The organism is Butyrivibrio sp. (genome assembly GCF_017940685.1).
In the GTDB taxonomy this organism is placed as follows: domain Bacteria; phylum Bacillota; class Clostridia; order Lachnospirales; family Lachnospiraceae; genus Butyrivibrio.
The window spans coordinates 1-12,344 of record NZ_JAGAYD010000183.1 but is presented as its reverse complement, the minus strand read 5'-3'; the positions used below and the strand labels follow the sequence as shown (position 1 = coordinate 12,344).

The 12,344-nt window shown below is 44.6% G+C and carries 12 protein-coding genes; 9 read left to right on the top strand and 3 right to left on the bottom strand.

Features of this window, described 5'->3' with window-relative positions; all coding sequences use genetic code 11:
• The first annotated feature begins 121 nt into the window (after positions 1-121).
• The 5 genes from J6I68_RS11780 to J6I68_RS11760 all read left to right on the top strand — a co-directional run bounded on the left by J6I68_RS11780 (position 122) and on the right by J6I68_RS11760 (position 4,239).
• Positions 122-439: a PadR family transcriptional regulator gene (locus J6I68_RS11780; RefSeq protein WP_292220553.1), complete on the top strand. Its 318-nt coding sequence runs from the start codon at positions 122-124 to the stop codon at positions 437-439.
• Positions 432-1,031 carry a DUF1700 domain-containing protein gene (locus tag J6I68_RS11775; protein ID WP_292220551.1) on the top strand — a complete coding sequence of 200 codons (600 nt, stop codon included), beginning with the start codon at positions 432-434 and terminating at the stop codon, positions 1,029-1,031. Before J6I68_RS11780 ends, J6I68_RS11775 begins: the two co-directional genes overlap by 8 nt.
• Positions 1,021-1,812, top strand: coding sequence for a DUF4097 family beta strand repeat-containing protein (locus J6I68_RS11770; protein ID WP_292220549.1), 792 nt, complete (start codon positions 1,021-1,023; stop codon positions 1,810-1,812). The genes J6I68_RS11775 and J6I68_RS11770 overlap by 11 nt, the downstream gene beginning before the upstream one ends.
• 207 nt (positions 1,813-2,019) lie before the next feature.
• Positions 2,020-2,526 (top strand): YgjV family protein, encoded by a 507-nt coding sequence (locus tag J6I68_RS11765; RefSeq protein WP_292220547.1) that lies wholly within the window; start codon positions 2,020-2,022, stop codon positions 2,524-2,526.
• Positions 2,527-2,712: 186 nt separating this feature from the next.
• Complete coding sequence (locus J6I68_RS11760) at positions 2,713-4,239, top strand: flotillin family protein (RefSeq protein WP_292220545.1); 1,527 nt, start codon at positions 2,713-2,715, stop codon at positions 4,237-4,239.
• 78 nt (positions 4,240-4,317) lie between these two features.
• Here the strand turns inward: J6I68_RS11760 and nagE are convergent, their stop codons facing one another.
• The 3 genes from nagE to J6I68_RS11745 all read right to left on the bottom strand — a co-directional run bounded on the left by nagE (position 4,318) and on the right by J6I68_RS11745 (position 7,309).
• Entirely contained in the window at positions 4,318-5,757 is a 1,440-nt protein-coding gene (gene nagE, locus J6I68_RS11755) for an N-acetylglucosamine-specific PTS transporter subunit IIBC (protein WP_292220544.1), read from the bottom strand.
• A 29-nt stretch (positions 5,758-5,786) separates the two neighbouring features.
• Positions 5,787-6,269 carry a PTS sugar transporter subunit IIA gene (locus J6I68_RS11750; protein ID WP_292220543.1) on the bottom strand — a complete coding sequence of 161 codons (483 nt, stop codon included), beginning with the start codon at positions 6,267-6,269 and terminating at the stop codon, positions 5,787-5,789.
• 122 nt (positions 6,270-6,391) lie between these two features.
• Positions 6,392-7,309, bottom strand: coding sequence for a magnesium transporter CorA family protein (locus tag J6I68_RS11745; protein ID WP_292220542.1), 918 nt, complete (start codon positions 7,307-7,309; stop codon positions 6,392-6,394).
• A 156-nt stretch (positions 7,310-7,465) separates the two neighbouring features.
• Between J6I68_RS11745 and J6I68_RS11740 the strand changes: the two genes are divergently transcribed.
• The 4 genes from J6I68_RS11740 (at position 7,466) to J6I68_RS11725 (ending at position 12,133) form a co-directional block, all read left to right on the top strand.
• On the top strand, positions 7,466-9,664 hold the full coding sequence (locus J6I68_RS11740; RefSeq protein ID WP_292220541.1) for an HD domain-containing phosphohydrolase: 2,199 nt from the start codon (positions 7,466-7,468) through the stop codon (positions 9,662-9,664).
• 65 nt (positions 9,665-9,729) lie between these two features.
• Positions 9,730-10,233, top strand: coding sequence for a TetR/AcrR family transcriptional regulator C-terminal domain-containing protein (locus J6I68_RS11735; RefSeq protein ID WP_292220555.1), 504 nt, complete (start codon positions 9,730-9,732; stop codon positions 10,231-10,233).
• A gap of 118 nt (positions 10,234-10,351) precedes the next feature.
• A complete protein-coding gene (fucO, locus tag J6I68_RS11730; RefSeq protein ID WP_292220540.1) occupies positions 10,352-11,500 on the top strand; it encodes a lactaldehyde reductase in 1,149 nt (382 codons plus the stop codon).
• 69 nt (positions 11,501-11,569) lie between these two features.
• Positions 11,570-12,133 carry a DUF3990 domain-containing protein gene (locus tag J6I68_RS11725; protein ID WP_292220538.1) on the top strand — a complete coding sequence of 188 codons (564 nt, stop codon included), beginning with the start codon at positions 11,570-11,572 and terminating at the stop codon, positions 12,131-12,133.
• Positions 12,134-12,344: the final 211 nt, after the last annotated feature.

Below are 12,344 nucleotides of genomic sequence, written 5' to 3'. Positions count from 1 at the left end.
TTCTACTGTCTCATTGCGCGCAATGAGACAGTAGAACCGTCCCCGTGTCTTGTTTTTTTAAAATACTACTTGACACACAATACTATGCGACATATAGTATTGTGTATCAGGAGGTATTGCGATGGAAAATCAAATGAAAAGAGGACTACTGGATGTGTGTGTCCTTGCAGCCATCAAAAGTGAAGACTCCTATGGATACCAGATCGTAAAGGATATGAGTCCTTTCGTGGAAATATCCGAGTCAACGCTTTATCCGATACTTCGAAGGCTTGAAAACCAGCAGCTGCTCACTGTCCGGACCGCTGAGCACAATGGCAGGCTACGAAAGTATTACCACATCACAGCTTCAGGCCTGGAGAGATTAAAAGCGTTTGAAGAGGAATGGAAGGAACTTAAGCAGATTTACGAGTTTGTTACGAGGGAGGATAAACATGAATAAGGCAGAATTTACACAGCAGCTTACAAATAGCCTTGCCGGCCTTTCCCAATATGATATAAACAGGTCGGTGGACTATTACACAGAGATGATAGATGACCGCGTTGAGGACGGAATGACTGAGGAAGATGCGGTTGCAGCCCTTGGAAGTATCGACGAGATAAGGTCCAAGATCCTTGAGGAAGTGCCTATCACCAAGATCGTAAAAGAGAAGATGACTCCAAAGAGAAGCTTTGGCGCTGGGGAGATAGTTCTTTTGGCTCTAGGAGCACCTTTGTGGATTCCGCTACTTCTTGCAGGAATAGTCGTGATCCTGGCTATATATATCAGCTTCTGGAGCATTATTTTTTCGCTGTATGTAGCTGATCTTTCGGTGTTCATATCAGGACTTGCAGGACTTATCGTTGCTGCGATCAAGCCAGGAGGACCGTTTGGAGCACTGTTCTATGCAGGCTGCGGAATCGCACTTATAGGCGTTGCGATACTATTGTTCTTTGGATTTAACCAGGTTACTAAGGGACTTTTATACATCAGTAAGATGATAATTCTTGGAATTAAGAAGTTGTTCGTAGGAGGTGGAAAAAATGAGACTTGAGAAAAAGATCACTATATTTGTAGCAATCGGCCTTGTGATTTTGGGAAGCTTTATGGCGTCTTTCGCAGTTACAGCTGCAGGCGGAGATTTCTCCAAGATCGTTAAGACGGAAGAATATGAAGAAAAAGTATTTGATATAACAGAGGACTTTGAAGATATCAAGGTTGAGTTGCTTTCTCACGACCTTATAGTTTTGCCATCAGAGGATGGGGATACACACTTTATCTGTCATGAGTTTAAGAATAATAAGTACACAGTTGATGTTCGCGGAACAGAGCTTGTTATCACAGAAAAAGAGAGCTTTGACTGGAGAGACCATATCATGGTCAATTACCCACATACCGATGAGATCCTCTATCTTCCCAAGGATTCTTACAGGGATTTTGAAGCCAGCTTTGGAAGCGGAGATATGAACATTCAGGACAAATTCTCTTTTGCAGAGCTTAAGGTAAATGTTGGAAGCGGTGATGTGGAGCTTAAGAACATCTTTGCAAAAGAAAAACTGGCCATCAAGACAGGTTCAGGAAAGATAAATCTGGCAAGCTGCGACGCAGCATCCATGGATCTTAAATCTGGAAGCGGAGATATTGATTTTAATAGCTGCGATGGCATAAACATCGTAATCTCCACAGGAAGCGGCGATGTTACAGGTTCATTTAGGACTGCCAAGACCTTCGATGCCAATTCCGGATCGGGTGATGTAAGAGTTCCACAGGACGGAAACGGTGGAAACTGCAAGATCAGATGTGGAAGCGGCGATATAACAATCGAGATTGGTTAAAAGAAATACAACAAAATAAGCATAAAAAAGTACCTCCACCGGGATCCTGCCGCAGTGAAGGTACTTTTATCTTTTTGGAAGAATTTTGATCATCTGTCATCTTCCTCCTTTCTCTTGCTAATACATATATCGTCATATTATACTAGTTGCTTAGGGCTCAAATTATTAAATAAGTATAACGAATTTAGCATAAAAAGAGGTTTAGGTATGACAACAGTAGTAATCGCAAATATCATTGATTTCCTGGCAGCACTGGTGCAGGTTGGATCAGGTGCCATAAAAGAGAAGACCAAGATCCTTATAGTTCAGACAGTGCAGCTTCTTATGCAGGCTGTGAGCATGCTGATCCTTGGCGGCGTCACAGGAGCGGTAAGTAACGTCCTTTCGTGCTTTCGTAACTACCTTTGCTACAAGGACAAGCTAAATACAGCCTGGAAGGCCATTTTGATTGCTGCATCCATCGGATTTACCATTCTTTTAAACGACCAGGGGCTTTTAGGGATCATTCCAGCTGCAGTGTGCACCATTTACATCATCTTTATGGACATCAAGGATCCTGTTAAATTCAAGCTCCTTGTGACACTTTCATTTGTTCCATGGGTGATCTACCACTTCATGATAAAGTCCTACACTGGAGCAATTTTCGATGCAGCAACTGTAGTAACCAGTGGTATCACACTCTTTAGGATGATAAAAGAAAAGAAAAACGCATAACAGATCCTGGCAAACCTAGTCATAGTCTACCGGCAGCAAAATAACAAGCTTATTTTGCTGCTTTTTTCATGTATTTGGGGGCCCGTGAAACATACAATTTAATCATAGAGAAACACTTATACAAAAGTATTGATAAATGGGTGTTTGCGGGTCTTATAAGTGTTCCCGCAGGAAGGGAAGGATTGTATGTTACTAAAAGGATCATTTTTTATCGGATTGCTTTTCATCATCGTATTGGCGATCGTAGTGATTGCCGCTGGTTATGTGAAGGCGCCTCCGGATAAGGCGTTTATTATTTCCGGCCTGCGAAAGGTTCCTCGCATACTCATAGGCCGTGCAGGTGTAAAGGTTCCATTTTTTGAAAGAGTCGACAAATTGTACCTTGGACAGATGACAGTCGACATCAAGACTGAGCAGTCAGTTCCTACAAACGACTTCATCAATGTAAACGTAGACGCAGTTGCAAAGGTAAGGATTGGTACAACTCCAGAAGCTATTCAGCTGGCAGCCAAGAACTTCCTTAACAAGAACCCTGAGCAGATCACACAGGACTTGCAGGACTCATTACAGGGTAATATGCGTGAGATCATTGGTACACTGGCTCTTAAGACCATCAACACTGACAGGGACAGCTTCTCAGATCAGGTTATGGAAAAGGCTTCAAAGGATATGAACAAGCTCGGTATCGAGATCCTGTCCTGCAATATCCAGAATGTAACTGATGAGAACGGCCTTATAAGCGACCTTGGCATGGATAATACCGCTAAGATCAAGAAGGACGCTGCAATTGCAAAGGCTCAGGCAGACAGGGACGTAGCAATCGCTCAGGCAGAGGCTGACAAGGCTGCCAATGACGCAAGAGTCCTTGCACAGACTGAGATTGCTGAAAAGAACAATGCCCTTGCCATCAAGCAGGCAGAGCTGAAAAGAGAAGCTGACACAGCAAGTGCTGTAGCTGATGCAGCTTATGAGATCCAGACGCAGGAACAGCAAAAGTCCATCCAGACCGCTACTGTAAATGCACAGATTGCAAGAGCAGAGCGCGAAGCAGAACTTAAGCAGAAAGAAGTAGTAGTAAAACAGCAGGAACTTGCTGCTGAGATTGAGAAAAAGGCCGATGCGGAGAAATATCAGGCAGAGAAAAAGGCAGAGGCTGAGCTGGTTCAGAGACAGAAGAAGGCTGAAGCTGCAAAGTACGAGCAGGAGCGTGAAGCTGATGCCAAGAAGGCACAGGCTGAAGCCCAGAAGTTCGCAGCAGAGCAGGAAGCAGCTGGTATCAAGGCAAAATATGATGCTGAGGCAGCTGGTATTGCAGCAAAAGGTAAGGCGGAAGCTGAAGCTATCAAGGCAAAAGGTATTGCTGAAGCTGAGGCAATGGAAAAGAAGGCAGAAGCCTACAAGAAGTACAACGGCGCTGCTATGGCAGAAATGATGATCAAGATCATGCCTCAGATGGCTGCTGAGATCGCAAAACCTCTCTCACAGATCGACAAGATCAACATCTATGGCACAGGGGATGGCTCAAATGGCGCAAGCCAGATATCAGGGAATATGCCAATTGTGATGAAACAGGTATTTGATACCATGTCAGAAGCTACAGGCGTTGACTTTACTGAGATCATGAAGGCCGGAACCTATGATGCAAAGGTAAATAAGAACATCAACCTGGGAGGGGAAGGTATCAATATAAACGTAGACAATAAGAAGGATTGATGTTCAAACAAAAAGGCGGCGGTACCAAATGGTACCGTCGCCCTGTTTTTGCGATAAAACTATCAAGAAAACTTAAGATCAAAGCATCTTCTTAAGTTCGTCGTGTACGAACTGAACCTTAGGTCCAACAATAACCTGAACGTTTGACTTAGAAGGACGAACAACGCCAGCAACACCGGCCTGTTTGATCTTCTTTTCATCAACCTGAGTATAATCGTTGATCTCAAGGCGAAGTCTTGTTGCGCAGTAGTCGAGTTCCTTGATGTTGTCTTTTCCGCCAAGACCTTCAAGAACAAGCTTAGCCATTCCTGTGAAGTCATCGTTTGCAAGCTCAATCTTCTCTTCATCTTCCTCGTCGTCTTCACGTCCAGGAGTCTTGAGGTCCCACTTTATGATAACGAATCTGAATACGAAGTAGTAGATAACTGCAAATACAAGGCCAACAGGGATAAGAAGAAGTGGATTAACAGCCATAGGAGCCTTGAAGCTCAGGATGTAATCAACGAAACCTGCTGAGAAGTTAAATCCAAGTCTCAAAGGAAGCAGTGTACAAATAACAGCTGATATTCCTGTAAGAACAGCGTGTACAAGGTAAAGACCAGGAGCCATGAACATGAATGCGAACTCAAGAGGCTCTGTGATACCTGTGAAGAAAGAAGCAAGAGAGCCAGCAAGAAGGAGTGATGCGGCAGCCTTTTTCTTTGAATCTTTTGCTGTGTGATACATTGCAAGAGCACCTGCAGGAAGACCGAACATCATAACTGGGAAGAATCCTGTCATGTACTGTCCTGTAACACCCTTAACTGCTCCGTCAGCGCCTGACCAGAAGAGGCCAAGGTCGTTGATGTTTGCTGTATCAAACCAGAATACAGCGTTGAGAGCGTGGTGAAGTCCAAGAGGAATAAGTGCTCTGTTGAGCATTGCATAGATACCTGAACCTATAGCGCCAAGGCCAAGGATTGCTTTACCAAATGCAACGAGGCCAGCGAAGATAAGAGGCCATACAAAGTATAGAACGATTGATGCAAGAACTGAGCAGCAGGCTGTTACGATAGCTACGCATCTCTTTCCACTAAAGAATGCCAGCCAGTCTGGTAACTTGGTGTCTTTGAACCTGTTGTAGCAGCTTGAACCAATGATACCTGCAAGGATACCAATGAAAGCATTGCTGATCTTGCCAAAAGCGGCAGGAACTTCTGATGCGTCAACACCTCTGTACATAGCAACAGCGCCTGTGCTAAGAAGAGTGGTGATCATCAGGAAAGAAACAAGACCTGACAGAGCACTTGTTCCGTCATGATCTTTTGCCATACCAACAGACACACCAATTGCGAAAAGAATAGGGATCTGGTCGATAATAGCAGATGCAGCCTTGATCAGGAATGCTGAAACAACGCTGTTTGCGCCCCAGCCAGTGGGATCAAGCCAGTATCCGATACCATACAGGATACCTGCAGCTGGAAGTACTGCAACGGGGAGCATTAGGGATTTTCCAATTTTCTGTAAATACTTCATCATACGATCATTCCTCCTTTTTATGGTTGTATTTACTTATATAAAAGGACGACAGCTTCCCCTGCTGTTACGTTTCCGTCCTTTTTTTCTACTTTGGAAAACTTGTTTGAATTAGAGATGATGACAGGAGTTACAGTGTCATAGCCAGCTTCCTTGATGCCTTCAAGGTCGACTTTAACTATGAGGTCACCCTTTTTGACAGCGTCACCCTGTTTGGCCTGTACATCATAGAATTGTCCGTTTAATTTGACTGTATCGATTCCGATATGGACGAGAATCTCAGCACCATCATCAGTGTTGAGAGCATATGCATGACCAGTTGGGAAAAGAGCTACAAGTGTCCCTGAAGCTGGTGCATAAAAGTTGCCATCCTCTGGGATAATGGCAACGCCTTTACCTATCATTTCCTGAGCGAAGGTTGGGTCGCTTACAGTGTCTATTGGCACAATCTTGCCATTCACTGGAGAGCCTATCTCAACCTTGTTACCTGAAAAAAGCTTATCGAAAATCCCCATATTTACCCCCAATAAAACGTAACCTTTTACTAATTATAACACAATGCTAATTTAAACACATCATATTGTGGCACAATAACAAAATTTGTCCAAAAAAGGCAAAATATGGCAATTTATTGCAATTAAAGTATCTTTTTCTTTTTGAAGAAAAGAAGACTTCCTACAACGATCAGGATACTAAGGACGATGACTATAGGATATCCGATCTGGGACTCAAGCTCTGGCATATACTTAAAGTTCATTCCGTACCAGCCAACGATAAGGGTCAGAGGCATGAAGATGGTTGTTACCACTGTAAGGACAGTCATTACGCGGTTCTGGTGAACATCAAGCTGTGACTGGTAAAGGTCGTTGAGCTGGATGGTGTAGTCCCTAAGGTGGGTGGCTGCGTTGTAGAGCCTTTCTACGCGACTTGAGAACATGCTGAAGTAGCGAAGGTTTTCCTCGTTAAAGAAACCGTTCTCGTTCTCTTCAAGCTCCTGGCCTAGGTCAAGGAGCTGCTCGTAGTGGATACGAAGATCTCTTATATCGCCTCGGATGTCGTTGTTTCTGGACATATCGGCAGACTCTGCGTCCTCCAAGATATCTTTTTCCAGGCGGTCAAGCTCACGCTCGTAGCCCTGCATGATGAGAAGATCGTTGTGGATTATAAGTTCCAAAAAGTCATAGAAAAAGCGCTCCAGGGAAGGCTTTTTCCACTTCTTTAGGCGCTGGATGCGCTTAACAAGCGAAAGAACTGTGTCGCTGCTATCTATAAATACAATTCCAGTTTCATCAAGTGCATAGGAGAACTTCTGTGGAAGTGACGAATGCGAGGACTGTGTAGGAATAAAGAAGGTTCCTGTCAGGGAATCGTAGTTAACTTCTGCCTTTGTTGTGAAAATATCATCGTTACTGATATCGAAGTCCAGGCCCATATCAAAGTTTTCACTCTGCTCAGCCCACTGGGCGGGAGTAAGGATCGCTACATATGGAACCGCCGCATCGTGACACTGCTCGGCGCTGCACTCTTCAAGAACGTTGTTGATAAGATAGTACATGTGACACCTCCCGGGAAAGAAATTGTACAACATTTATTATAACAACTGACGCAAGTATTAAGAAATCATTATTCCATTACAATATGTTCAATTATGCGTTATTATATATTTACAGTCATGTTTTCAAAAAAGGTGTTCATATAAGGAGACTTTAATATGAAATCGAACAAGGTTATGGCACCAATAGATATAGAGAACAACAAGTATATCTTCTTTCAAATGCTTTTCTTTGCCGGATGCATTGCTATAAACTTCATTCTCCCAAGAACTGCGTCGCTTTTAAACATTCCCCTGTATCTTGATAACGTGGGAACGCTGCTGGCGGCTGTTCTTGGTGGGTATCTTCCCGGCATTTTCGTGGGATATTTAAATAACATCATCAACATGAGGGGAAACCCTGGAAACGCCTATTATGTAGTGCTTTCCACCATGATCGCAGCCTGCGGAACCTGGCTTGGCAGAAGGGGATTTTTTGAAAAATTCCACAAGGCCATCCTGACAATCCCGGTATTTGCCTTCATCGGAGGCGCCCTTGGCTCAATCCTTACATACCTTCTCTATGGCTATGGCATGGGCGAGGGAATATCTGCACCTTTTGCGAAAGCTCTTTTGGACAGCGGAAAGCTTAATGTCTTCTGGGCCCAGATGCTGTCGGATGTGGCCATTGACCTGGTTGATAAGGCCATCACTGTGATCCTGGTATTTGCCATTATCAGGATGATCCCTGAAAAGAAAAAAACAGAGCTGTGGCTTACGGGCTGGAGGCAGACTCCCCTTAGTCAGAAAGCTCTTTTGGATGTTAAGCACAACGTCACAAGATCTTTTTCACTTAGAAGCAAGATCATCGCCATCATCACGGTTATCATGGTGTGCGTTGCTGTAGTTACCACCATTATCAGCTTTATCCTGTTCCGGATATTTGCACTTAACCAGTACACTTACAGCTGCACCAGCGCTGCAAGCCTGGCGGCCAAGGCGGTTGACGGAGATAAGGTCCAGGAGTACCTAGACAAGGGCAGGGCTGCGCCAGGCTACGACCTGGTTGAGGAAAATCTTGAGAGCATCAGAAAAGGTAATCCGGACATTGAGTTTGTCTATGTTTACAGGTTTGAGGAAGACGGAGTGCATGTGGTATTTGACCTTGATACTCCGGAGGTTGAAGGCCAGGAGCCCGGAACTGTCATTGAGATGGAGAACTACCTTCTTCCTTACAGGGAAGAGTTCCTTGAGGGAAAAGAGATATCGCCTCTAAGGGATGACACCATTTATGGACGTCTATTGTCTGTTTTTGAGCCTGTTGTAGACTCAAAAGGAAATGTGGTCTGCTATGCGGCTGCTGATATCAAGGTACAGGATATCTTCCTTACAACCCTTAACTATATGACCAAGGTTTTTTCACTGTTCATGGGCTTTTATATCTTTATCCTGGCGCTGTGCATCTGGCTAGTGGACTATCACCTGATCTTCCCTATCGCAGCCATGACAAGGACAGCCAGGAAATTTGCCTACGACACTGAGGAAGGCCGAGACCACAGTGTGGAGAGACTCCATAACCTAAGCATCGTAACGGGAGATGAGATAGAAAACCTCTACGAATCACTGTCAAAGACCATTGCTGACACTGTTGGATACCTTGAGGATGTAAAGGCCAAGGGTGAAGAAATAACCCACATGCAGAACGGCCTTATCTACGTTCTTGCGGACCTTGTGGAGAGCAGGGACAAGAACACAGGAGACCATGTTCGTAAGACTGCTGCATATGTGCGGCTTATCATGAGAAAGATGAAGGAAAAGGGCGTCTATGCAGATGTTCTTACAGATCCCTTCATAGAAGATGTGGCAAACTCAGCGCCACTTCACGATGTAGGTAAGATCCATGTTTCCGATGTTATTTTGAACAAGCCAGGGCGCCTTACTGATGAAGAGTATGAGATCATGAAGACCCATACCACCGCTGGTTCTGGCATTATCCAGAGCGCCATGTCACTGGTTTCTGACAGCGGATACCTTAAGGAAGCCAAGAACCTTGCCAACTACCACCACGAGAGGTGGGATGGAAAGGGCTATCCAAGCGGACTTGCCGGGGAAGCGATACCTCTTTCCGCCCGTATCATGGCTGTGGCGGACGTATTCGACGCCCTTGTATCCAAGAGAAGCTACAAGGAGCCATTTACAGTTGAGCAGGCTATGAAGATAATAGAAGAGGGCGAAGGAACCCAGTTTGACCCTCAGATCGCCAGGGTATTTGTGGAATCAGAGGCGGAGGTCCGGGAGATCCTTGAGACCCACGCAGCCATGTTTGATCCTGGCAACTACAACATCGACGACCTGAAAGGACTAGGAAATAACACTTGAACACCAGAGAATCAGTCAGAGAAAATGAGTGTAAATACAAGCTTGCAGAAGCTGTAAAAAGATGTATGAAAACAGTGGCGGTTGAGAACATCACCGTCAAGCAGATAGTAGAAGAGTGCGGCGTTTCAAGGCAGACCTTCTACCGGAACTTTATTGATAAATACGACCTTATCAACTGGTATTTTGACAGGCTCCTGGAGGAGTCCTTTAACCAGCTGGGAAGCGGGAAAACCTTAAGAGAAGGGCTTATCAAGAAGTTCAGATACATTAACGAGGAGAGACTTTTCTTTTCCGCGGCCTTTAAGGTTGATGAGCAGAATAACCTTAAGGACCACGATTTCTACATGATCTACGAGTTCTACTGCGGGCTCATCAGGGAAAAAACAGGGGAGCTTCCCGACAAAAAGACCAGGAAGCTCCTTGAGATGTACTGCCAGGCCTCTATCTATATGACCGTTCAGTGGGTTTTAAAGGGCATGAAAGAGTCAGAAGAGGAGCTGGCGGATCTTATGATCGATGCCATGCCACCTCACCTTGAAAAGAAATTTAAAGAACTTGAAATAATTTAGGAAAAGTTACACTTTGGATAAAGTGTAACTTTATTCAAATATGCTAAAATGCTATGCTCTTTATGGATTTCAAAAATCCGTGTAACATCAAAACACTTTTATTGGAGGGAGTAGCATTATGGCAAACAGAATTTCTTTAAACGGAACATCTTATCACGGCGCAGGAGCCATCAAGGAAGTTGTTACTGAGTTTAACAACTACGGATTTAAGAAGGCATTTGTTGCATCAGATCCAGATCTTATCAAATTTGGCGTAACAGCTAAGGTTACAGACCTTCTCGATGAGGCTAAGATCCCTTACGAGATCTACTCAGATATCAAACCCAATCCTACAATTGAGAACGTTAAGAACGGCGTAGAGGCCTTCAAGAAGTCAGGTGCTGACTGCATCATCGCTATCGGCGGCGGTTCATCAATGGATACTTCAAAGGCTATCGGTATCATCATCACAAACCCTGAGTTTGCTGATGTTCGTTCACTTGAGGGCGTTGCTCCAACCAAGAACCCTTGCGTTCCTATCATTGCTGTTCCTACAACTGCTGGAACTGCAGCTGAGGTTACAATCAACTACGTTATCACAGACGTTGAAAAAGAGAGAAAGTTCGTGTGCGTAGATACTCACGATATGCCAATCGTTGCTGTTGTTGACCCTGAGATGATGTCTTCAATGCCTAAGGGACTTACAGCTGCTACAGGTATGGACGCTCTTACACACGCTATCGAAGGCTACACAACAAGAGCTGCCTGGGAGATGACAGACATGTTCCATCTCGAGGCTATCAGACTTATTTCCAAGAACCTTAGAGGCGCTGTTGAGAACACCAAGGAAGGCCGCGAAGGAATGGCTCTTGGCCAGTACATCGCAGGAATGGGCTTCTCAAACGTTGGTCTTGGTATCGACCACGCTATGGCACACACTCTTTCAGCACACTATGACACACCTCACGGCGTTGCATGTGCTATGTTCCTTCCAATCTCAATGGAGTTCAACCGCGAGTACACAGGCGAGAGACTTCGCGAGGTTGCAAGAGCTATGGGTGTTGAGGGCGTAGACAACATGAGCCAGGAAGAGTACAGAGATGCTGCTATCGCTGCAGTTAAGAAGCTTTCTGAGGATGTTGGTATTCCTAAGACTCTTGATAAGATCAAAGAGGAAGACCTTGATGTTCTTGCTACAGACGCTCTTAATGATGCATGCTATCCTGGAAACCCAAGAGAAGCTACAAAAGAGCAGGTAATTGAAATGTTCCGCATGCTTATGGCATAATTAATATAAGCTACTGGGGCTGGGCGCAATAGCGCTCAGCCCTTTTTTTAACACCAAAGAGGAGCGCCTATGATCACCTTATTTCACGCAGGATACGACGTCATTAAGGAGCCTGATGTTCATCACGGCAGGAAAAATGCGGACTTTGGCCAGGGGTTTTACACCACTGACAACAAGGAATTCGCCATGAGATGGGCCAGGGAGCAGAAGGGAAAAGAGGTGATCGTAAACCACTACGAGCTTGACGAGAGCACTCTTTTAGTAAAAGAGCTAAAGAGGGATAAGGAGTGGTTTGAGTATATCTTTTCAAACAGAAGGGTCAGGCCTGACTTGTTTGGAGAGTACGATGTGATCATTGGGCCTATCGCCAATGATACGATTTATGACACCTTCGGAATCATAACAAGCGGTTTTTTATCAGACGAAGAAGCCATGGAACTACTGATGGTTGGGCCGTGTTCAAGACAGATCGTGCTTAAGACGGTGAAGGCTGGGGAGGCACTTAGGTTCATAGGATCGGAGGTGTTGTCGCCTGAGCAGATAAGGGCCGGGGCCTTGGAGCATGAAAAAGAAAATGCGCTTTTCCAGGCTGAATTTGCCAGAGCTATGAAAGAGATGGATGCGGATCAATAAATTTAATGAAAAATTTTGCCATTATTTCTTTTTCCTCGTATAAACACATGTGTTAAAATATAAAAAAGAATGATAGTGTCAAATGATCTATGAAAAAACTGAGTCAAAAAAATAGGCTCAGATGAACCTTGAAAATCGCAGATATTTACATTGAGGTAACCGGACGCCACCCTTGACAGCACAATAAATAACTGCTGACGGTTAATCACCG

Bases quoted from the DNA above. Each gene is read 5' to 3' on its own strand.
- J6I68_RS11780 (WP_292220553.1), top strand. From the start codon at position 122: ATGGAAAATCAAATGAAAAGAGGACTACTGGATGTGTGTGTCCTTGCA.
- J6I68_RS11775 (WP_292220551.1), top strand. From the start codon at position 432: ATGAATAAGGCAGAATTTACACAGCAGCTTACAAATAGCCTTGCCGGC.
- J6I68_RS11770 (WP_292220549.1), top strand. From the start codon at position 1,021: ATGAGACTTGAGAAAAAGATCACTATATTTGTAGCAATCGGCCTTGTG.
- J6I68_RS11765 (WP_292220547.1), top strand. From the start codon at position 2,020: ATGACAACAGTAGTAATCGCAAATATCATTGATTTCCTGGCAGCACTG.
- J6I68_RS11760 (WP_292220545.1), top strand. From the start codon at position 2,713: ATGTTACTAAAAGGATCATTTTTTATCGGATTGCTTTTCATCATCGTA.
- nagE (WP_292220544.1), bottom strand. From the start codon at position 5,757: ATGATGAAGTATTTACAGAAAATTGGAAAATCCCTAATGCTCCCCGTT.
- J6I68_RS11750 (WP_292220543.1), bottom strand. From the start codon at position 6,269: ATGGGGATTTTCGATAAGCTTTTTTCAGGTAACAAGGTTGAGATAGGC.
- J6I68_RS11745 (WP_292220542.1), bottom strand. From the start codon at position 7,309: ATGTACTATCTTATCAACAACGTTCTTGAAGAGTGCAGCGCCGAGCAG.
- J6I68_RS11740 (WP_292220541.1), top strand. From the start codon at position 7,466: ATGAAATCGAACAAGGTTATGGCACCAATAGATATAGAGAACAACAAG.
- J6I68_RS11735 (WP_292220555.1), top strand. From the start codon at position 9,730: ATGAAAACAGTGGCGGTTGAGAACATCACCGTCAAGCAGATAGTAGAA.
- fucO (WP_292220540.1), top strand. From the start codon at position 10,352: ATGGCAAACAGAATTTCTTTAAACGGAACATCTTATCACGGCGCAGGA.
- J6I68_RS11725 (WP_292220538.1), top strand. From the start codon at position 11,570: ATGATCACCTTATTTCACGCAGGATACGACGTCATTAAGGAGCCTGAT.